At 63.9% G+C, this 19,679-nt stretch carries 23 protein-coding genes and 1 other RNA gene; 14 read left to right on the forward strand and 10 right to left on the reverse strand.

The annotated features are described in order from the left end of the window. Window positions 1-146: 146 nt before the first annotated feature. The 3 genes from CXQ91_RS02250 to CXQ91_RS02260 all read right to left on the reverse strand — a co-directional run bounded on the left by CXQ91_RS02250 (window position 147) and on the right by CXQ91_RS02260 (window position 3,374). Window positions 147-1,154: a GDP-mannose 4,6-dehydratase gene (locus CXQ91_RS02250; RefSeq protein ID WP_104172282.1), complete on the reverse strand. Its 1,008-nt coding sequence runs from the start codon at window positions 1,152-1,154 to the stop codon at window positions 147-149. Continuing rightward, window positions 1,151-2,134 (reverse strand): GDP-mannose 4,6-dehydratase, encoded by a 984-nt coding sequence (locus CXQ91_RS02255; RefSeq protein WP_104172283.1) that lies wholly within the window; start codon window positions 2,132-2,134, stop codon window positions 1,151-1,153. The genes CXQ91_RS02250 and CXQ91_RS02255 overlap by 4 nt, the downstream gene beginning before the upstream one ends. Window positions 2,135-2,222: 88 nt before the next feature. Continuing rightward, window positions 2,223-3,374, reverse strand: a complete 1,152-nt coding sequence (locus tag CXQ91_RS02260; RefSeq protein WP_181038740.1) for a glycosyltransferase family 1 protein — start codon at window positions 3,372-3,374, stop codon at window positions 2,223-2,225. A gap of 147 nt (window positions 3,375-3,521) precedes the next feature. Between CXQ91_RS02260 and galE the strand changes: the two genes are divergently transcribed. The 14 genes from galE (at window position 3,522) to ssrA (ending at window position 15,084) form a co-directional block, all read left to right on the forward strand. Then, entirely contained in the window at window positions 3,522-4,541 is a 1,020-nt protein-coding gene (gene galE, locus CXQ91_RS02265; RefSeq protein WP_104172285.1) for a UDP-glucose 4-epimerase GalE, read from the forward strand. Between the two features lie 140 nt (window positions 4,542-4,681). Beyond that, window positions 4,682-5,905, forward strand: coding sequence for a CpaF family protein (locus tag CXQ91_RS02270; protein WP_104172286.1), 1,224 nt, complete (start codon window positions 4,682-4,684; stop codon window positions 5,903-5,905). Further along, on the forward strand, window positions 5,905-6,759 hold the full coding sequence (locus CXQ91_RS02275) for a type II secretion system F family protein (RefSeq protein WP_104172287.1): 855 nt from the start codon (window positions 5,905-5,907) through the stop codon (window positions 6,757-6,759). Before CXQ91_RS02270 ends, CXQ91_RS02275 begins: the two co-directional genes overlap by 1 nt. Then, entirely contained in the window at window positions 6,756-7,697 is a 942-nt protein-coding gene (locus CXQ91_RS02280) for a type II secretion system F family protein (RefSeq protein ID WP_104172288.1), read from the forward strand. The genes CXQ91_RS02275 and CXQ91_RS02280 overlap by 4 nt, the downstream gene beginning before the upstream one ends. Window positions 7,698-7,811: 114 nt before the next feature. Next, entirely contained in the window at window positions 7,812-8,012 is a 201-nt protein-coding gene (locus CXQ91_RS02285) for a hypothetical protein (RefSeq protein ID WP_258073803.1), read from the forward strand. Window positions 8,013-8,015: 3 nt separating this feature from the next. After that, the gene (locus tag CXQ91_RS02290) at window positions 8,016-8,462 is read left to right on the forward strand and encodes a TadE family protein (RefSeq protein ID WP_374953608.1); all 447 of its coding nucleotides are present in this window, start codon (window positions 8,016-8,018) and stop codon (window positions 8,460-8,462) included. After that, complete coding sequence (locus CXQ91_RS02295) at window positions 8,443-9,003, forward strand: hypothetical protein (RefSeq protein ID WP_104172290.1); 561 nt, start codon at window positions 8,443-8,445, stop codon at window positions 9,001-9,003. The genes CXQ91_RS02290 and CXQ91_RS02295 overlap by 20 nt, the downstream gene beginning before the upstream one ends. Window positions 9,004-9,005: 2 nt before the next feature. After that, entirely contained in the window at window positions 9,006-9,461 is a 456-nt protein-coding gene (locus tag CXQ91_RS02300) for a pilus assembly protein TadG-related protein (RefSeq protein ID WP_308471371.1), read from the forward strand. A gap of 53 nt (window positions 9,462-9,514) precedes the next feature. After that, complete coding sequence (prfB, locus tag CXQ91_RS02305; protein ID WP_104172292.1) at window positions 9,515-10,630, forward strand: peptide chain release factor 2; 1,116 nt, start codon at window positions 9,515-9,517, stop codon at window positions 10,628-10,630. A gap of 188 nt (window positions 10,631-10,818) precedes the next feature. After that, window positions 10,819-11,616, forward strand: coding sequence for a cell division ATP-binding protein FtsE (gene ftsE, locus CXQ91_RS02310; protein WP_104172293.1), 798 nt, complete (start codon window positions 10,819-10,821; stop codon window positions 11,614-11,616). Continuing rightward, window positions 11,613-12,527 (forward strand): permease-like cell division protein FtsX, encoded by a 915-nt coding sequence (gene ftsX / locus CXQ91_RS02315; RefSeq protein WP_104172294.1) that lies wholly within the window; start codon window positions 11,613-11,615, stop codon window positions 12,525-12,527. The genes ftsE and ftsX overlap by 4 nt, the downstream gene beginning before the upstream one ends. Before the next feature lie 27 nt (window positions 12,528-12,554). Then, window positions 12,555-13,943, forward strand: coding sequence for a peptidoglycan DD-metalloendopeptidase family protein (locus CXQ91_RS02320; protein WP_104172295.1), 1,389 nt, complete (start codon window positions 12,555-12,557; stop codon window positions 13,941-13,943). A 138-nt stretch (window positions 13,944-14,081) separates the two neighbouring features. Continuing rightward, the gene (gene smpB, locus CXQ91_RS02325) at window positions 14,082-14,552 is read left to right on the forward strand and encodes an SsrA-binding protein SmpB (protein WP_104172296.1); all 471 of its coding nucleotides are present in this window, start codon (window positions 14,082-14,084) and stop codon (window positions 14,550-14,552) included. A 163-nt stretch (window positions 14,553-14,715) separates the two neighbouring features. Further along, window positions 14,716-15,084, forward strand: a transfer-messenger RNA (tmRNA) gene (gene ssrA, locus CXQ91_RS02330). Window positions 15,085-15,203: 119 nt separating this feature from the next. Here the strand turns inward: ssrA and CXQ91_RS25190 are convergent. From CXQ91_RS25190 to CXQ91_RS02360, 7 genes are all read right to left on the reverse strand, one after another. Further along, the gene (locus CXQ91_RS25190) at window positions 15,204-15,338 is read right to left on the reverse strand and encodes a hypothetical protein (RefSeq protein WP_258073794.1); all 135 of its coding nucleotides are present in this window, start codon (window positions 15,336-15,338) and stop codon (window positions 15,204-15,206) included. 147 nt (window positions 15,339-15,485) lie between these two features. Then, window positions 15,486-15,857 (reverse strand): hypothetical protein, encoded by a 372-nt coding sequence (locus CXQ91_RS02335; RefSeq protein WP_104172297.1) that lies wholly within the window; start codon window positions 15,855-15,857, stop codon window positions 15,486-15,488. 91 nt (window positions 15,858-15,948) lie between these two features. Beyond that, on the reverse strand, window positions 15,949-16,320 hold the full coding sequence (locus tag CXQ91_RS02340; RefSeq protein WP_308471372.1) for a CrcB family protein: 372 nt from the start codon (window positions 16,318-16,320) through the stop codon (window positions 15,949-15,951). Further along, the gene (locus CXQ91_RS02345; RefSeq protein ID WP_308471373.1) at window positions 16,317-16,550 is read right to left on the reverse strand and encodes a CrcB family protein; all 234 of its coding nucleotides are present in this window, start codon (window positions 16,548-16,550) and stop codon (window positions 16,317-16,319) included. The genes CXQ91_RS02340 and CXQ91_RS02345 overlap by 4 nt, the downstream gene beginning before the upstream one ends. 86 nt (window positions 16,551-16,636) lie before the next feature. Further along, entirely contained in the window at window positions 16,637-17,350 is a 714-nt protein-coding gene (locus tag CXQ91_RS02350; protein WP_104172298.1) for a metal-dependent transcriptional regulator, read from the reverse strand. Between the two features lie 31 nt (window positions 17,351-17,381). After that, the gene (locus CXQ91_RS02355) at window positions 17,382-18,155 is read right to left on the reverse strand and encodes a class I SAM-dependent methyltransferase (RefSeq protein ID WP_104172299.1); all 774 of its coding nucleotides are present in this window, start codon (window positions 18,153-18,155) and stop codon (window positions 17,382-17,384) included. A 63-nt stretch (window positions 18,156-18,218) separates the two neighbouring features. Then, on the reverse strand, window positions 18,219-19,646 hold the full coding sequence (locus tag CXQ91_RS02360) for an aminotransferase class V-fold PLP-dependent enzyme (protein ID WP_104172300.1): 1,428 nt from the start codon (window positions 19,644-19,646) through the stop codon (window positions 18,219-18,221). Window positions 19,647-19,679 lie beyond the last annotated feature (33 nt).

Here is a 19,679-nt window from a genome sequence, read left to right on the forward strand (position 1 = left end):
AATTAGAAACCTATTGGTTTTGTCATTTCGGACGGTGGGGACAGCTGGGCCGTTTCCAGATCATCTTCATGACCCGGCCAATGTAGCACCAATGTTACGGGTGTAACCAGAGTGCAAGTTGTTACCAAAGTGAACTTAGCGGGAGCCTATTTGTCTGCGAGGAGTGCCTGGTCGTGCCGAACCATGGCAGTAACGAGGGCGTCGAAATCCACGGACGGACGCCAGCCCAGCCGGGACGAAATCTTGGAGATGTCGCCCCTCATCTCTGCGGCGTCGGTAGGACGGGCCAAGGATTCGTCAACGTCCACCACCGCGCGCCAGTCGTCAATGCCAACAGCCTTGAAGGCCGCCTCCACGAAGTCCTGGACGGAGTGCGAGACGCCGGTCGCGACGACAAAGTCGTCAGGCTCGGATGCGTGGATGATCCTGTCCATGGCGTCGACGAAGTCCGGAGCCCAGCCCCAGTCCCGGATAGCGTTCAGGTTTCCCAGCGAAAGTTTGTCCAGCTTGCCCGCCGCGATGGCCGCAGCTCCCGATGTGATCTTGCGCGTGACGAATTTTGCCGGCCGCCGCACCGACTCGTGGTTGTAGAGAATCGCAGAGGAAGCAAACATGCCGCGGCTCCGGTAGACGCTGACGGCGTGGTGCGCCAGCGCCTTCGCGGCACCGTAGGGCGAGATGGGCCTGATCGGGGTGGACTCGCTCTGCGGTGCCGACTCCGCTTCACCGAACAGCTCGGCACTCGAAGCCTGGAGAAAGCGGATCTCCTTGCCGGTGGCCTGCTGCAGCTGCCAGATGGTTTCCAGCATTGAGACGACCGAGGCACCTGAGATCAGCGCCGTGTCGTAGGGGTGCTGCCACGACTGGTACACCGAACTGATGCCGCCGAGGTTGAAGACCAGGTCAGGTTTGACCGATTCCAGAATGGAGCCCACATCGTCCGGGCGGGAAAGATCGCCGAGGTGGTACTCCACCCCTTCCACGGTTGTTTCCCCTTCGTGCGCTCCCGGCTGGAGTGCATGGCGGACGAGGCCATGGACTTCCCAGCCGCGGGAGAGCAGGGATTCGGCCAGGTAGGACCCGTCCTGGCCCGTTACCCCGGTTAGGAAGGCCGTGCCGACGGGAACGGGTCCCGCCTCGCTGAGCGGGTTCACCGCATCAAGGCAGTCTGCTCGGCAATGTCGTTCTCAACCATCATCTTGACGAGTTCGTTGAAGGAGACCTTCGGCTTCCAGCCAAGCTTCTCCTGTGCCTTGGACGCGTCACCGATCAGCAGGTCGACTTCGGCGGGGCGCATGAACTTGGGGTCCTGCCGGACATACTGCCGCCAGTTGTCCAGGCCCGCTGCGTCAAAGGCAGCCTGGAGGAGTTCTTCGATGGAGTGCGTGGCACCGGTAGAGATGACGTAGTCGTCAGCTTCGGGCTGCTGCAGCATCAGCCACATGGCTTCCACGTAGTCCCCTGCGAAGCCCCAGTCGCGCTTGGCGTCCAGGTTGCCAAGGACGATTTCGTCCTGGAGCCCGAGCTTGATCCGTGCGACCGCCATGGACACCTTGCGGGTGACAAATTCCGGACCCCGGCGCGGTGACTCGTGGTTGAAGAGGATGCCGCTTGATGCGTGCATGCCATAGGACTCGCGGTAGTTGATTGTCATGTAGTGGCCGAAGACCTTGGCTACACCGTAGGGGGACCGGGGCCAAAGGAGGGTTTCCTCGGTCTGGGGCACCTGCTGAACCTTGCCGAACATCTCGGACGAGGACGCCTGGTAGAAGCGCACTCTGGAGATGTCGTCCCCGGCATAGAGACGGGTTGCCTCGAGCATGTTCAGGACGCCCTTTCCGGTGACGTCTGTGGTCAGTGACGCGTTCTCCCAGGAGTAAGCCACGAAGGAAATCGCCCCGAGGTTGTAGACCTCGTCCGGCTGGGCAACGCCGAGCACCCGGACCAGTGAGGAGACATCGGTGAGGTCGCCGGTGAGCAGCTTCACGCCCGGAACGGTCTGGCGGACCAGATCGTGCTTGGGGTTATTCTGTCCTCGGATGAGGCCGAATACCTCGTAGCCTTTCGAGAGAAGGAGCTCTGCGAGATACAGGCCGTCCTGGCCAGTGATTCCGGTGATTAGCGCACGGGGCATGGGAAGAGGTCCTTACAGATTGTTTGCGGGGCTACAGCAACTATATATGGCGGCGGGCTTTGGCTCAGAGGTGGCGTGTACAGGGTGATCAAACGGTGCTCGCTGCTGTGGCGCGCTGACTGAGTGCATAGCGGTACGCCTGTTCGTGCACATCGGCGCAGTGTTTCCACGTGAACTTACGCACCTGCTCCAGGCCAAGCCGCTGCAGCTCGTCGGTTCTGCCGATGGCGTTCCGGATCGCCGTGGCGATGGCCTCAGGGTCCTGCGGATCGAACAGTTCGGCGGCGTCTCCAACAATTTCCGGAAGTGAGCCTGCGGTTGAGCTTGCCACGGGGCAGCCCGAAGCCATGGCCTCCAGCGGCGGGAGGCCGAATCCCTCGTAAAGGCTGGGGAACACCATGCAGGCGGCGCTCCGGTACAGTTCCCTGAGCTCGGCGAGCGGGACCAGGCCGCGGACCTCCACGTTCGCGGGAATGTCCGTCAGCGTGTCCAGGGCCCCGCCGGTCAGGATGAGGCGCAGCTCGGGGTTGGTGACTTCAAGCAACCGCATGGCTTCGAAAAGCTTGGCGTGGTTCTTGTGCTTCCACCCCCGGGCCGGGTACATGATGAAACTTTCGCGCGGTCCGAAATTCGGTACGAATTCTTCGGCGTTGACGCCCAGGTGCGCGGTGAAGATCTTGTCCGGTGCGATGCCGAGGTGCTTGACGATGCTCTCTTTGGCAAAGTCGCTGATGGTCACGATGGCGTCCGCGTCGCGTGCGGCTTTCTCATAGAAGACCTTGCGGTAGAGCTTGTCGGCGGTGCCGAACAGTTCCGGAAGGTCGAGATGCTGAACGTCCAGAAGTGTCTGAACAAACGGCGTGCCCTTCGGCGGCTTCGGCAGCGGAACGGTGAAGGGGACATGGAAAACGTCCATCGGGCGCATCCTGCGCAGAATGGAGCTCCTCATGACGAGACCCTTGGCCAGGGTGGCCAGACGAGCGATGGTTGAGGCGCCGCCGGCCAGCCCGGGAATCACGACTTCATCCGCGCCCTCGCTGAACCCGCGCCCGGATTCGTTGACGTAGCAGGTGGGATTCACCGCCTGGGAGGCACCGAGTTTGCGGACCAGTTCGCGTGCATAGGTTTCGCTGCCTCCCATCCCGCCCGGGACCAGCGTGAGCATGGAAACCCCCACCTTCAACGCGTCTGAGTGGCCGGTTTGGTTGGCAGGCGAAGTGCCGGGCTCGGAGGTCGTCATGCTGAACATACTAACGTTCGAGCCGGATCCAAGGACTTCTGCCGTGTGGATCACAGCAGCCGGAGACGCTCGTTTCGGTTCGTTCACACAACGTCAGGCAGCGGTGTGACTGTGACCAGTCCTTGAGGCCGTCCTAGACTAGAGCCCATGAAGGTATTGGTCACCGGCGGCGCCGGCTACATCGGATCGCACACGACGCTCTGTCTGCTGGAAGAAGGACATGAGGTCGTTGTTCTCGACAATCTGATGAATTCGAACCGTGAGTCGCTGCGCAGGGTGGAGCAGCTCAGCGGAAAGAAAATCGACTTCCGCGAGGTCGATCTGCTCGACGCGGCCTCCGTGGACCGCCTCTTCGCTGAGGACAGCTTCGATGCCGTGATCCACTTCGCCGGCCTCAAGGCCGTTGGGGAGTCGGTCGCCAAGCCCCTCTGGTACTACCAGAACAACGTGGTCGGCACCCTGAATCTCTTGCACAGCATGGACCGGGCCGGTGTTCGCCGCCTCGTCTTCAGCTCCTCCGCCACGGTGTACGGGGCGTCCGAGGAAGTACCCCTGATCGAGAAGGCGCCGCTGGACGCCACCAATCCCTACGGCCGAACCAAGGAACAGATCGAGGACATCCTCTCGGACCTTGGTGCGGCCGACCCCAGCTGGAGCATAGCCCTGCTGCGCTACTTCAATCCCGTCGGTGCCCACGAGTCGGGCCTGATCGGCGAGGACCCGGTCGGCGTACCCAACAACCTGCTGCCTTTCGTGGCCCAGGTTGCGGTGGGGCGACGGGAAAAGGTCATGGTTTTCGGGGATGACTATCCGACCGCGGACGGCACCGGTGTCCGGGACTATATCCACGTCATGGACCTTGCAGCCGGTCACCTTGCCGCGCTGGGCTACCTGCAGAACAAGGCCGGTGTTTACCGCTGGAACCTTGGAACGGGCCGTGGATCGTCCGTCCTTGAAGTCATTGAGGCCTTCAGCCAGGCGGCCGGAGTGCCCGTACCCTACGAGATCGCTCCGCGGCGGCCCGGCGACGCTGCCGTCAGCTATTCGGATCCTTCCGCGGCTCTGGCGGACCTGGGCTGGTCAGCCCGGCGGAACTTGGCCACAATGTGCGAAGACCACTGGCGCTGGCAAAGCAGGAACCCCTCAGGGTACGAAGAGTCAGTGTGATTTAGCGCCCGGTTCCAGGGGACCCTGACCAGGGTTATCCACAGCAATGAAGATGTGACTTGGCCTACATGTGTATGCTCCCTTAGCTTTAACCCAGTTGTACTGCCTCAGTCGGGGGCGGCAGTCGTATTGGGGAACACATGGATGCTGTTCGAATCGTGGAGGACGAGGTCCGCGAGCTGATCCGGCGCCGTGGCCTGGACCCGCTGCGGCAGGCCGGCGAGGTCAGGCGCCTCGTCGAGGCGGCCGTCAGCGACTACGACGAACGCGCACTGATGGGTCCGCTGCCGCCGATCGGCCCGCTGGAGACTGCCCGCCGATATGTTTACGACGCCGTAGCCGGCTTTGGCGCGTTGCAGCCCCTGTTGGATGACCCCACCATCGAGGAAATCTGGCTCAATGCGCCCAACGAGATCTACGTGGCCCGGAACGGCGAGTCTGAGCTCACGTCACTGAGCCTCTCGGACCAGCAGGTACGTGACCTCGTCGAACGCATGCTAAAGAGCTCGGGCCGCCGCCTCGATATGTCCTCGCCGTTCGTTGATGCGGCCCTCCCCGACGGATCCCGGCTCCACGTCGTCATTCCCGATGTGACACGGCGTCACTGGGCCGTCAACATCAGAAAGTTCGTGGTCAAGGCGAGCCGGCTCGAACACCTGGTGGAGCTCGGCACGCTGACTCCCCAGGCGGCGCGCTTCCTGGGTGCCGCCGTGGCCAGCGGGCTGAATATCCTGGTCTCAGGGGCGACGCAGGCCGGTAAGACCACCATGCTGAATTGCCTGGCTGCCAGCATTGGCGCCCGGGAGCGCGTCATCACGGTTGAGGAAATCTTCGAACTGCAGTTTCCATTGCGTGACGTTGTCGGTTTGCAGTGCCGGCAGCCAAACCTTGAAGGCGAAGGTGAGATCCCGCTGCGAAGGCTGGTCAAGGAAGCCCTCAGGATGCGGCCGGACCGCCTCGTGGTCGGAGAGGTCCGTGAAGCCGAAAGCCTGGACATGCTGATCGCCCTTAATTCCGGGCTCCCAGGCATGTGCACCGTCCACGCGAACTCGGCGCACGACGCCGTCACCAAGCTGTGCACGCTGCCGCTCCTTGCCGGTGACAACATCTCTAGCGCGTTTGTCGTGCCGACGGTTGCCTCGTGCATTGACCTGGTGGTCCATTGCAGCCGGCAGTCCAGCGGGCGCCGCCAGGTGACGGAGATCCTGTCGCTGGGCAGACGCGTTGAAAACGGGATTATCGAATCGTCGATGGTGTTCGCAATGGCCGACGGGCAGCTGCACCCCAAGGCCAACTCCATGCCGGCCGCTGAGAAGTTTGCCGCGGCAGGATTCGACGTTGCGGCCCTTCTGGAGGTCCGGTGATGGCACCCGTGCTGGGCGTGATCTTCGGTACCGGGCTGTTCCTGATGTGGTGGTCCGCCTGGGAACAGCCCGAGAAGGCCAAACGACGGCGGCGATCCAGCCGGCTCGAAGACCTGCTGCGTGCAGCCGGGATTGAAAACGTCTCGGGACTGGGCCTGGCATCCACCTGTCTGGGCCTCGCGGCATTTGTCGGACTGATTTTCTTCGCTGTGACCCGGTCCTGGCCCATTTCAGCCTGCTTCGGCCTGTTCGGTGGGTGGCTCCCGATGGCTGTTGTCAGATGGCGGGCCCGCAAACGCACGGCGACGCTGCGCCAGTTGTGGCCCGATGTTGTTGACCATCTCCGCTCCGCGATCAGGGCAGGGCTGTCCCTGCCGGAAGCGCTGATCCAACTGGGTGAAAAGGGCCCCGAGGAGCTGCGGCACGTATTTCGTGACTTCGGCGCCGACTACCGTGCCGGCGGCCAGTTCGATCCCGCCCTCAACAGGCTTAAGGAACGGCTGGCAGATCCCGTCGCTGACCGGATTGTGGAGGCACTCAGGCTCACGCGTGAGGTGGGTGGTTCAGACCTGGGGCGGCTGCTCGGAACGCTTGGCGAATTCCTCCGGGAGAGCGCCAGAACCAGAAGTGAGCTGGAGGCCCGGCAGTCCTGGACGGTGAACGCGGCCCGCCTTGCGGTGGCCGCGCCCTGGATTGTCATGGTGCTACTGGCCACCCGGCCGGAAGCAGTCGCCGCCTACAACACCCCGATGGGGGCGGCCGTGCTCCTCGGCGGGCTGGTTGTGTCCGCCCTCTGCTACTCCGTCATGCTGAGGATCGGTGCCCTCCCCGAAGACGAGCGGGTGCTTAGGTGACGTCGCCGGACGCCGCGGCCGTGGTCTGCGGGATCCTTCTCGGCGCGGGACTCTGGCTTCTGGTGGTGCGGCTGCCGTTCATGCGGCCAATCAGCTTCACGGAACGTATTGAGCCGCAACTGAAGTCGCAAAACCTGGAGTCCAAGCTGCTGTCGGCCGCCAATGACACCCTCACGCCATTTGGTCCGCTGGAGCGCATATTGCGTCCGGTTCTCAAGGACGGACTCTCGTTTCTTAGCCGTTTCAACCTGGGGTCGTCGGCCTTGAGCCGCAGGCTGGCCCAGGCCGGAATCCGGAAGTCAGCCGTCGACTTCAGGGCCGAACAGCTGCTGTGGGCAGTCATGGGATTCACTGCTGCCACCGGCCTGGTAGTAATCGCCGCGGCATCGGGACGGTTCAATCCGTTCCTCGCAGTCGTCGCCATTTTGGGCAGTGCCCTTGGGGGATTCCTTTTCAGGGACTACTGGCTGGGCGCCCAGATCAAGCGGCGGGAGAAGCGGATGATGGCTGAGTTCCCAAGCCTGGCCGAACTGATGGCACTTGCCGTCAGTGCAGGTGAAAGTGCCACAGGTGCACTTGACCGCGTCTGCCGCAGCTCACACGGCGAACTCGCCAAGGAATTTGACCTGGTTCTTGGGGAAACGCGGGCCGGAAAACCACTTGTCGAAGCCCTGCAGCGGTTCTCTTCGCGGACCGATCTGGGACCCCTGGTGCGGTTCGTTGACGGGATCATCGTGGCAGTGGAGCGCGGAACACCCCTTGCAGATGTCCTTCGGGCCCAGGCGCAGGATGTCCGCGACACTGCCAAGCGCGAGTTGATGGAATCCGCCGGAAAGAAGGAAATCGCCATGATGGTGCCGTTGGTCTTTGGTGTCCTTCCGCTGACGGTCATCTTTGCCGTGTTTCCCGGGCTCGCGGCCATCAGCCTCGGACTATGACGTAATCCAGATCGCCCGGACCGCCGGGAACAAACCCAGCCGGAACCACAGAATGGAAGCTCAATGAAACACCACGGAATCCGCGCCTTGGCCCTGATCCACACAATTACCCTGATGGTTTGTACGTCGGCGGCCTCCGGAGTGGGAGCCCGGGCGAGTAGGTCACGGGACGGGGACCATCCCGAACGGGGCGACGTGCCCGGCTGGGTAATGATCACTTTGATGTCCGCGGTGCTGGTCGCCGCCCTGTTGGCCCTGGCCGGACCTGCACTGGAGGGGCTCTTCAACCAGGCCATGGACAAGGTCGGAAACTAGCACATGCCTGCGGCGGTCACGGTGGCGGAAGATGCCTGCTGCCGGACGGCAGGACAGCCGGCCGGGTGCGGTGGCACGTCCCGGCGGGAACGCGGTTCCGCCGTTGTGGACTTTGTCCTGGTCGGCGGCCTGCTCACGATGTTTTTCCTCGCGGTGTTCCAGCTGACGCTGGTCCTGCACGTCCGCAACACCCTGATCGATGCTGCGGCCTCGGGGGCAAGGTACGGCACACTCGCCGACCGGAACGCCGCCGATGCGAGGAACCGCACGGGCGAGCTGATTGGAATGGCCCTGAACGAAGATTTCGCCAAGGACGTGACCACCACGGAAGTCACATTTCAAGGAATCCGTGCGCTCGAAGTGACGGTCCGGGCGCCGCTGCCGGTGATCGGCCTGATCGGTCCACGCGAGGCTCTGGAGGTGAAAGGCCATGCCGCCATCCAGCCGTAGATTTCGATCAAGGCTGACAGTGGAAACTGAGGGCCGCGCCGGGAGCCCCGGGTCCGATCGGGGGACCCAAAGCGCCTGCACACACGAATCCGACCCGGGCACAACGTCCGGAAACGGAACAACACGCCCGGGGGAGCGGGGGAGTGCCGTCGTCGAATTCACGTTCCTCGCCCTCCTCCTCATGGTCCCCCTTGTGTACTTCATCATCACCGTGGGGCAGATCCAGGGTGGGGCCTTCGCCGTTGTCGGTGCGGCGGACCAGGCCGCCAAGGTGTACGTTGCCCAGCCCGACGCGGAAAGCGGCCGTGCAGCTGCCGAGCAGGCGGTCATGCTCGCCCTGGCGGACTACGGGCATCCGGCGGACAACGCGCGGATGGACGCAAGCTGCCAGCCGTCGGACTGCCTCGCCCCGGGGTCGGCCGTCACCATCACCGTCCACCTCACGGTCCCGCTGCCATTTGTGCCGTTCAGCGATTCGTTCCGTCTCAACGCAGGCCAACTGGACGCCTCGGCCACCCAGGTTGTGGGGCGATTCCGATAACCGTGAACAACCCGAGAATTGAACCTGACGCGGAGGACGGACAGATGATGGTCCTCATCATCGGCTACGTTCTCCTTGCGCTCCTGGTCACCACCGCAGTCATGGCGGCATCCGCTCTCTACCTTGAACACAAAAAGCTGCTGTCGGCGGCAGACGGCGCATCCGTGGCAGCGGCGGACAGCTACACGCTCGGCCAGGTCGAGACCGAAGGCGGAAGCCCCACTGCGGTGCTCAGCGGCGCGCGGGTGCGGAGCGTCGCCGCTGACTACCTCATCCGGAATGACGCCCATGCCAGCCTTCACGGCCTCGCTGTCGCGCCCGCCACCGGAAGCCCGGACGGTTCCACCGCCGTCGTTGTACTGACCTCGGAGGTACATCCCCCGATCGTTAACTTCCTGATCCCGGACGGAATCAGGATTGAGGCCACATCCACCGCGCGTTCCCGGCTCGTCCGGTAGCTGTCCGAAGAGGTGAGGGCGGGCTAGGAAGGATAGCGTAGGCTTTAACAACCATGGCTCAAATTGATTTTTCCGCAGAAATCCGCGCTCTGCGCGCCACCTACACCTCCATCGAAAACGTCTCGAATGTTGAGGAGCTGAAGGAAGACATCGCCGAACTGAGCGAACGCGCCGGCGAGCCGAATCTCTGGGACGACCCGGCGGCCGCGCAAAAGATCACTTCCAGGCTCTCGCACCGCCAGAGCGAACTCGAACGGCTCAACACGCTCGTTTCCCGGATCGACGACCTTGAGGTCCTGGTGGAGCTGGGCCAGGACGAGGACGACGCCGATTCCATGGGCGAGGCGGCCGCGGAACTTGAGTCCATCCGCAAGTCGCTCAAGGACCTTGAAGTGGTGACGCTTCTGTCCGGTGAGTTCGACGAGCGTGAAGCCGTTGTCACCATCCGTGCGGGCGCCGGCGGCGTGGACGCGGCGGACTTCGCCGAGATGCTCCTCCGAATGTATCTGCGCTGGGCTGAACGCCACGGCTACCCGACCACCATCATGGACACCTCCTACGCCGAAGAAGCCGGGCTCAAGTCCGCCACTTTCGAAGTCAAGGCCCCCTATGCCTACGGCACGCTCAGCGTCGAGGCCGGCACGCACCGCCTGGTCCGGATCAGCCCCTTCGACAACCAGGGCCGGCGTCAGACGTCCTTCGCTGCCGTGGAAGTGATTCCGCTGATCGAGCAGACGGACTCGATCGACATTCCGGACAACGAAATCCGCGTGGACGTTTTCCGCTCATCCGGCCCCGGTGGCCAGTCCGTGAACACCACCGACTCGGCCGTTCGCCTGACGCACATCCCCACCGGGACCGTGGTGTCCATGCAGAACGAAAAGTCCCAACTTCAGAACCGGGCCGCCGCCCTGCGGGTCCTTCAGTCCCGGCTCCTGCTTCTCAAGAAGGAGCAGGAGGACGCGGAAAAGAAGGCCTTCGCCGGGGATGTCAAGGCGTCGTGGGGCGACCAGATGCGCTCCTACGTGCTGAACCCCTACCAGATGGTCAAGGACCTCCGGACCGAGCACGAAGTCGGTAACACCTCGGCCGTGTTCGATGGCGAAATCGACGATTTCATTGACGCCGGCATCCGCTGGCGCACCGACAACCGCAACGCCGCCAACTAGGACCACACGGTGACGGGGCATTCCATTCGGTGGCGGAAAACCTGCGACACGCGCCGGAACTCAAGCTTTTCTGCAGGTACCCGTGCGTATAGTCGAGGGGCCGGAGCTCTACTTCCCCCAAAAGAAAGCCCGTGCGCCGGCTGCAGTACGGGGCTCCATCAGCCGTGTCCTGCAGGGTACTTAGGGCAATGATCCGTTTCGAAAATGTCACCAAGGTCTACGACCAGACGGCCCGGCCGGCGCTGGACTCTGTCAACCTTGAAATTGACCGTGGCGAGTTCGCGTTCCTCGTGGGCGCTTCCGGTTCCGGCAAATCCACCTTCCTGCGCCTGGTGCTCAAGGAAGACCGGGCCACCTCCGGGGCCGTCTATGTGGCCGGCCAGAACGTAGCGAACATTTCAAGCTGGCGCGTGCCGCGGCTGCGCCGGGGGATCGGCGTCGTATTCCAGGACTTCCGGCTCCTCCCGCAGAAGAATGTCTTCGCGAACGTCGCCTTCGCCATGCAGGTTATTGGCAAGAGCCGCAGCATCATCCGGGACACGGTCCCCGAGGTCCTCAAGACGGTGGGCCTGGAGGGCAAGGAACACCGGATGCCGCACGAGCTCTCCGGCGGCGAGCAGCAGCGCGTGGCGATCGCCCGCGCCGTGGTCAACCGTCCGGGGATCCTCCTGGCCGACGAACCCACCGGAAACCTCGATCCCACCACTTCCATGGGCATCATGGGCGTCTTGGACAAGATTAACCAGAACGGCACCACTGTGGTGATGGCAACGCACGACGACGATATCGTCAACGAGATGCGCAAACGTGTGGTGGAGCTCCGGAACGGCGTTGTCATCCGCGACGAGGCCCGGGCCCTGTACACCTCGATGATTCCGGTCGTGGGGCAGTCCCGGCGCCTCAAGGATGCCAGCGGACGCCCGGATGAGTCCGCAACTGGACCCGGTGACGGATCCGTCCCTTCGTCCGCAGGGGAGTCCAAGTGAGGCTCGCATTCATCCTCGGCGAAATTGGCAGCGGGCTAAGGCGCAACCTGTCCATGGTGGTGTCGGTGATCCTGGTGACCTTCGTGTCGCTGACGTTCGTTGGCGCGGCGGGTATGCTCCAGCTGCAGATCAACCAGATGAAGGGCTACTGGTACGACAAGGTCCAGGTGGCAATCTTCCTTTGCGGTGACGGCTCGACGGCGGCTGGCTGCGCCACCGGGACGGCCACCCCGGAACAGCAAGAGAACCTGCGCACGCTCCTGGAATCGCCCGCCGTGTCCCAGTACATCAACGACTTCCAGTTCGAATCCAAGGACGACGCGTACAAGCACTTCAAGGAGCAGTTCTCCAATTCACCCATCGTTGACTCGGTGACCCCGGACCAGCTGCCCGCCTCCTTCCGGATCAACATGAAGGATCCGGAAAAGTACCAGATCATCAGTGAGACGTTTGCGTCACAGCCCGGAGTTGAAACCGTGATCGACCAGCGCCAGGTCCTGGAACGGCTCTTTTCGGTGATGAACGCCGCCTCGCTGGTGGCTGTCATCATCGCCGGCGTGATGATCGTCTGCGCAATCCTGCTGATTGCCACCACCATCCGGTTGTCCGCGTTCAGCAGGCGACGGGAGACCGGAATCATGCGGCTGGTCGGCGCCTCCAAGATCGTCATCCAGCTGCCGTTCATTCTCGAAGGCGTCATCGCCGCCGTGATTGGAGCGGCGCTGGCTTCCGGCACCCTCTGGGCCGTGGCCCACTTCTTCCTTGGCGAGTACATGTCCAAGCAGTATCCGGACACGGCATTCATCTCGCCGGCGCAGACGCTGCTCCTGGCCCCGGCGCTGCTCGCCCTTGGCGCAACCTTGGCTGGAATTTCGTCTCTCTTGACCTTACGTAGATATTTGCGGGTCTAGGCTGTGGCTACCAACGAAGGAATGATGATGACAGCTATGGACCGCAAGGCCCGCCGGTTCCGGACCGCGGGACGGGGCAGCCGCATGATCAGTGCCGTCCTGGCGCTAATTCTGGCCGCGAGCCTGGGTGCCTCGACACCCGTGGCCTTCGCGGACGAGCTTGAGGACAAGCAGGCCGCCCTCGAAGCCGAGGCGGCCCGCGTGCAGCAGTCCCTTGAGTTCGTGGACGCGAAGATTGCGAAAGCTGCGGGCGACCTGGTGATCTACCAAGGGCAGCTCCCGGCCGCACAGCAGGCGCTGCTCGAGGCGCAGGGCCGGGTTGCGAGTGCAGTCAAGGAAGTCGAGGCCCTCGCCGCCCGTGTGGATCTGGCACAGCAGAACAAAGCCAAGATCACCCAGCAGCTTGAAACCGACAAGCAGAAGATCGCCGACACCAAGAAACTCATCGGGCAGATTGCCACCCAGGCCTACAAATCCGGCGGCGTTCCTTCGAACCTCACGCTCTTCTTTGGATCCAAGAGCGGCGGAAGCCTGACGGACACCATCGACCTCGCGGACCAGGCCATGCGCAGCCAGAACTCCGCCATGGACAAGCTGTCGCAGCAGAACGCCACCAACGTCAATTCGCAGGCCCGCCTGCAAGCGGTTGAAGCGGAGATCAAGGACCTCAAGGCCAAGGCGGACGCCGCCCTGGCCCGGGAGAAGGCAGCCCGCGACGAGGCTGCCGCCAAGAAGGAACAGGTGGACAAGCTCATCGCTGACACCACCCGCCTCAACAACGAGCTACAGGCAGCCAAGCCCGGTATCCAGAGCCAGCTCTCCAAGGTCCAGGCGGCGCAGGATGCAGTAGCCTCCGAGATCGTGGAGCGCGACCGTAAACTCCGGGAAGCATGGGAAGCGGAACAGCGCCGAATTGCCGAGGCTGCCGCCGCCGCGGCAAGGGCAGCCGGCCAGGCAGCCCAGCCGTACGTCCCGCAGATCGGGCCGCCCTCAGCCTTCGGACTGCGGCACCCGTTCTCGGCCGACGTCCCCATCACCTCGGGGTTCGGCTGGCGCGCGACGCCCCCCGGTACCGTGGACTTCTACGGCTCCGGCGGATACATGCACACCGGAATCGACTTCGGCGCCAGCTGTGGCACCCCTGTCTACGCCCCGGCGGCCGGCACCATCGTCTCAGCGGGGTGGAGCAACGACGGCGGCGGCAACAACGTCAAGATTTCGCATGGCGTTGTCCAGGGCAACTCGTTGACTACCATCTACTACCACAACAGCAGCGTGGTGGTCTCGATGGGCCAGCAGGTCAGCCAGGGCCAGCTCATTGCCTATTCAGGAACGACCGGCAACTCGACGGGCTGCCATTCGCACTTCGAGACCTGGCTTAACGGCAAGGCCGTAGATCCCATGATCCTGCTCTGACAGACCCTGAGCGCCGGGCCCTGACTACAGGGCGGTGACCGGTACAAACGGCATGCCCCGCGCCTGCCGTAGAATTAAGTAGCTTCGAGCCACCGCGGCCGGGGCATCCATCGAGACCAAGAGCTGAGGAGTTCCACCGTGCCGAAAGAAAGTGGCCGTAAGGTAGTGGCCACCAACCGGAAGGCCCGGCATGACTACCATGTCCTTGACACCTATGAGGCCGGCATCGCCCTGATGGGGACGGAAGTCAAGTCCCTCCGCGAGGGCCACGCCTCCATGGTGGACGGGTTCTGCACGTTCTACAATGACGAGCTGTGGATGGAGGGCATCCACATCCCCGAATACAACCAGGGAAGCTGGACGAACCACTCCGCCCGCCGGCGGCGCAAACTGCTGCTCCACCGCGAGGAACTGACCAAGATCTCGCACAAGATCCGTGAATCCGGCTTCACCATCGTCCCCCTCCAGCTGTATTTCCTGGACGGGCGGGCGAAGGTGGAGATCGGCGTCGCACGCGGTAAGAAGGAATACGACAAGCGGCAGACGCTCCGCGAACAGCAGGACAAGCGCGAGGCGCTGCGGATCATGCGCGAACGCAACCGCGGCTGACCTTCCGGCCAGCGGCGCGAAAGCAGCTGCCGTCCGCAACACGCGGGTTGCTGCCGGGAATGATTCCGCGCGGCAGTGCGTTATGATTGGTAGTCCGGGAAGGAACGGCGCGGAACCCATGAACGGTTCTGCAAGGGTCCTGACCGGTTTGATAACAAAATACGGGGATGATCGGTTTCGACGATGTTAGTCGCGACAGGTGAAGCGGGCCGAGGATGCAGAATTATCTCGTAAACGCTGTCTGCAAAACAATAAGTGCCAAACAAACGCGCACTGACTTCGCTCTCGCTGCCTAAGCAGTAAGACAGTCCGTCAGCCCGGGAATGCTATCGTCCCGGATCCTGGCGTCATTAAGATAGCCACTGCTGTTTACCTTCGTCATTGGGGTGAACGGGACTCTTAAATGACTGGGCCCGGATCAGCTACCTGTTTGCAGGATAGCTGGGGCCGAGAAAATCCGACGCGAACTGCGCCCGGAGAAGCCCTGACAACACGACATCGGACGGGGGTTCAATTCCCCCCATCTCCACCATCGGGACGGCGGCAACGCCGTTCCACCCCGTGCAAAAGGCCGGAAGCGAAAGCTTCCGGCCTTTTGTGTTTTCAGCACCGTTCCTGCATCCGCCAGCGGCCAGCCGTGGCCGCCGCGAGTCAGCGCTTCTTGATGTGCGCTACAGGGTCCACGTGGGCGTCCACCTCATGCTTGGACTTCTTTTCGGCCCTTTTTTGCTTGATGGTCTTGTCCGACTTCTTGGTGACCTGCCGGTGCGGCGATTTGTCAGGCATGTCGCCCTCCCTAACGTAGGGGCCCTGAATAGGCCCCGTGTTTGTAAGGTACGCCTGTTTTCTCGTGAATGTAACTGGGACCAACGCCGGCTTCGGGCACCGCCCCTCATTCACGCGTCGCAGCGGACCCCGCCCGGGCGCCGGCCGTCAGGAACCGGGTACTTCAACGTCAACAATGCCGACGAACCGGCTGCCGATACCCTCATACTCGCTGCGAACCAGGCCCGGCAGGACCGGCGGGAGGTCGTCGAGGGCGTGATGGGCGCAGCACACGTACGTGAACGGCGGCCACCATTTCTTGGGCCGGGCGGCTTCCGAGAAGCCGCAGACGGCACAGGTCAGCTGGACCCAGACAGGGCGCTTGCCGGTCCGGTTGGCCTTGGACTGGACGAGCCAGGCCGGGGGATTGTCCAGGAGCTCGGACAGCTCGGCGTCCGACAGCCTGGCAGGGATACCGTGACGGTGTGCCATTTCCAGTGGGATATCAAGGATCTGAGCTGCTTCACGTCGCGTAACCATCGTTTAACGATACGGGATGCAGGACCCCTCGAGATTCACATATTCAGACCGCGGGGCGCTGGCGTGCGTCGGTTGGAAAGCCGCGGGCCTGTCAGCCTGCGAGGACTATGCCTGCCGCCGCCGCGGAGAGCCCTGCGACGAGATTGACAGCCACGTTCAGCGCCGCCGCCGGGTACCGCCCTTCACTGACAAGCCGGATGGTTGCAGTGGTCCAGGAACTGAACGTCGTCAGGCCGCCCGCGAGACCCGTGGCGACCGCGGCATGCCATTCCTCGCCGAGCCCCAGCCGTCCGCTGAAGCCCACGGAAAGGCCGATGATGAGTGACCCGGTGACATTTACCAGCAACGTTGCCCAGGGCCAGTGCCGGCGCGTGCCGGTGCGGTGCGGTGCGCGAACCAGGTGTCGATGGAAAACCTGAGCAAGCCCCCGGCAACGCCAAAAATACCCCAGCACAGCTGTCATGAGGTTCCTCCGGTCCTGTCGCTCAAGGCCTTGCCGGCCTTCCAGCCCGCGGCGGCCGCACCAAGCCCCAGGACCAGCGAGAGCCCGAGATAGATCAGCCATGTCACGTGTCGGCCCGAACGTGCCTGCTGGTCAACGGAGAAGACCACCGCCGAGAAGGTGGTGAAGGATCCCAGAAGCTCCGGTCCGATTCCGGCCCTCAGCCAGAACGCCGTCGTCGGCCGTGCCATCCAGAGCGTGGTGAGGGCCGCGTGGACGAAGCGTCACCGTTATAGGCAGTACCGATACAGGTGGCATCCATTCGGGCGGCACGCGTTCAGGCGTCCGCAAGCCGGCATCCGGCATGGCCCGTGTCGCTGTGTACCCACAGCGCTGACGAAACCTCATCGGCGAGGTCGAATTCGCGGTCGGCGCCCGCCGGGCCGATCCGCACCACGAGGGCGCCGCCGAAGGGTTTCCGGCCGAGCACTTCGATGTCTGCATCGAGGTCGATCTTCTCGGCGGACAGATAGCGCAGGAGATCGGGGTTTTCGTCGCTGATCCTGGTGATCCGGCCCGTGTGGCCCTCGTCGAGCTCGCTCATACGGTGGGCGCGGGGCATGCGGACGGTGCCGTCCGCTGCGGGGATGGGATCGCCGTGCGGGTCGCGGAGCGGATTGCCGAGCTTGCCGGCCATCCGCTCGATGAAGGTGTCTGAGACGGCGTGTTCCAGGAGCTCTGCTTCGTCGTGGACCTCGTCCCAGCTGTAGCCGAGTTCCTGGACGAGGTAGGTCTCAATGAGCCTGTGACGCCGAACCATAGACAGCGCCAGCCGGATGCCGTCGGCTGTGAGCGTGATGGCGCTGTAGGGCTTGTGGTCAACCAGGCCCTGGTCCTTGAGCTTGCGGACCATTTCCGAGACCGAGGAGTTCGCGACCCCGAGCCGTTGTGCCAGCTGCGACGAGGTGATGGGTTTGTCCTGCCACTCCGTGAAGGAGTAGATGACCTTGACGTAGTCCTCGATGGAGGAGGAGGGCGCGCTGGTCTTCACGGGTCCTAGCCTACCGCTTTGTCTGCAGGACTCATGCTTTGAACGCCCGCCAGGTCTGGGTCAGGTAGGGGAGTCCGACGACGTCCCCGCGCGAGTGGGCCAGATGCTCGTGGAGGTACCAGTCCAGGTTGTCCCGGACTTTGGCCCGGGTGCTCTCACCGGCGGCAAGGTAATAGCTGCGGGACTTCGCCAATTCCACAATGTCCTCGGTGGTCACCGGATCTTCCCAGCGTGTCAGGTGGCTCTCAAGCCCGGTGAACTCCGGCCCGATCGCGGGACGGAAGTCCGGCTTGTGCACATCGCCGGCATGCATGATCCGGGAGAGCCGGTGAACCCACGGGACCGACGTATCCAACTGATTCCAGACCAGCCCCAGCACGCCGCCGGGGCGGAGGATGCGGGAAAGTTCCGTGCTCGCAAGGAGGGGGTCGCACCAGTGCCACGCCTGGGCAACGCTGACGACGTCGAACGCGCTGTCCGCGAGTCCGGTCGCCTCTGCGGTGCCCTCCGCCGCGGGAACTCCCGGCAGGGCAAGCCGCAGTTGGGCGAGCATATCCGGCGAGGGGTCCACTGCGGAGACCGCGAGACCACGCTGCACCAGCAAGGCGGTGAATTTGCCCGTCCCGGCTCCAACGTCAGCGGCATTGGCGGCCCCGGCTGTCCCGCCGGCGCTTCGGATCAGCCAGTCCGCCGAATCGGCAGGATAACCCGGACGGACACGGTCATAATGCTCACCGCCGTCCTGGAAGCTCCGTCCGAGTTCATACCGGCGCTGGTGGTGCAGTTTGGGGCCTCCCCGTGCCACGTGCAGTCTCCTTCGGGCAGACTGGATTACTTACCCCTCGAATTTACCGCAAACGCCGGGGCCTTAGTCTTCGGTGCAGGGCGCCGCTCCCGCGGTGCCGGGGGTGTTGGGTGCCCAGTCCGGGTAGCTGCGGGTGTCGTTGGCCGGCACCCAGCGGCCGGAGTCCACCACGTAGTCCCAGCCGAGACCGGTCCGGCGGAGTTCCTCGATGCCGGCCAGCAGGCGCTGGGCGTCCTCCAGCCTGGACCCGACGCCGAAGCTTGCACGCAGCGAACCGGAAGGAAGTCCCAAGCGCTTGAGCAGCGGGTGGGCGCAGAAGCGGCCGTCGCGGAGGCCAACACCGTGTTCCGCGGAAAGGTAGGCGGCCACTAGGCCTGCGTCGTAGCCCTCGACCGAGAAGTTGACCACGCCGATGGTGTCCGTTGCCTGGTCGGTGTCGCTGAAGATCTGGTGGACCGTAACGCCGTCGATCTTCCGCAGGCCTTCAACGAGGAAGGACCTGATGGCGGTCTCGTGGGCGTGCCACAGCTCCTGGTCCAGCGCACCGATGACCTGCGTGGCGCGGGCCAGCGTGGCTGCTCCAAGAACGTTGGGCGACCCGCCCTCATGCCGCGCCGGTCCGGTAGCCCAGCTGACGGAGTCCAGCCGGGCCTCACGGACGGCTCCGCCGCCTGCAAGGTGGGGAGTGCCGGCGTCGAGCCAGTCCGGCCGGCCCACGAGGACACCCGAGCCGAACGGCGCGTACAGCTTGTGGCCCGAGAAGGCGAGGTAGTCGACGTCGTCCGCCGCGATGTCGATGCGGCGGTGCGGGGCCAGCTGTGCCGCGTCCACAACGATCCTTGCGCCGTGTTCGTGGGCCAGCGCGGCCAACTCGCGGATGGGGAGGATTTCACCTGTGACGTTGGAGGCGCCCGTTACGGCCAGCAGGCTGATGTCGCCCTGGCTGAGCTCGGAGCGCAGGTTTTCGAGCGTGGCGCTCAGCGTGGGAGCGGCAACAACGCTGCGGTGCGGCACACCCTGCCAGGGGAGCAGGTTGGCGTGGTGTTCGATGTCGAGATACAGCACGTCACCGGTGTGGCGGCCGTCCGCCACGGGCAGGCAGCCCGCCAGCAGGTTCAGGGAGTCCGTGGTGTTCCTGGTGAAGATGACGGAATCGTCAGTCCTGCCGCCGACGAATGCGCGGACGATGTTCCGGGAGTTTTCGTACACCGAGGTGCTGATCTGCGAGGCGTAGCCGGCGCCGCGGTGAACGCTGGCGTAGTACGGCAGGATTTCGTTCAGGTAGGCCGACACGACGGACAGGGCCGGAGCGGACGCTCCATAGTCCAGGTTCGCGTAGCGGACGTGGCCACCCTGGATCAGCGGAGCCTGGATCTCGGCGCCGGTGACGGCCGAGAGCGGCCGCTTGGCAATGGTGAAGCGTTCGTCCAGGAGGCCTGCGGCCGTCGCGGACGTGGTTCCGGGGTTTGCGGGGAAGGTGGCAGTAGTCATGGGGACCTCACTGTAAAGGACCCCTCACTCCGG

Origin of the sequence: Arthrobacter sp. Y81 (assembly GCF_002929335.1) — a bacterium.
GTDB lineage: Bacteria > Actinomycetota > Actinomycetes > Actinomycetales > Micrococcaceae > Arthrobacter.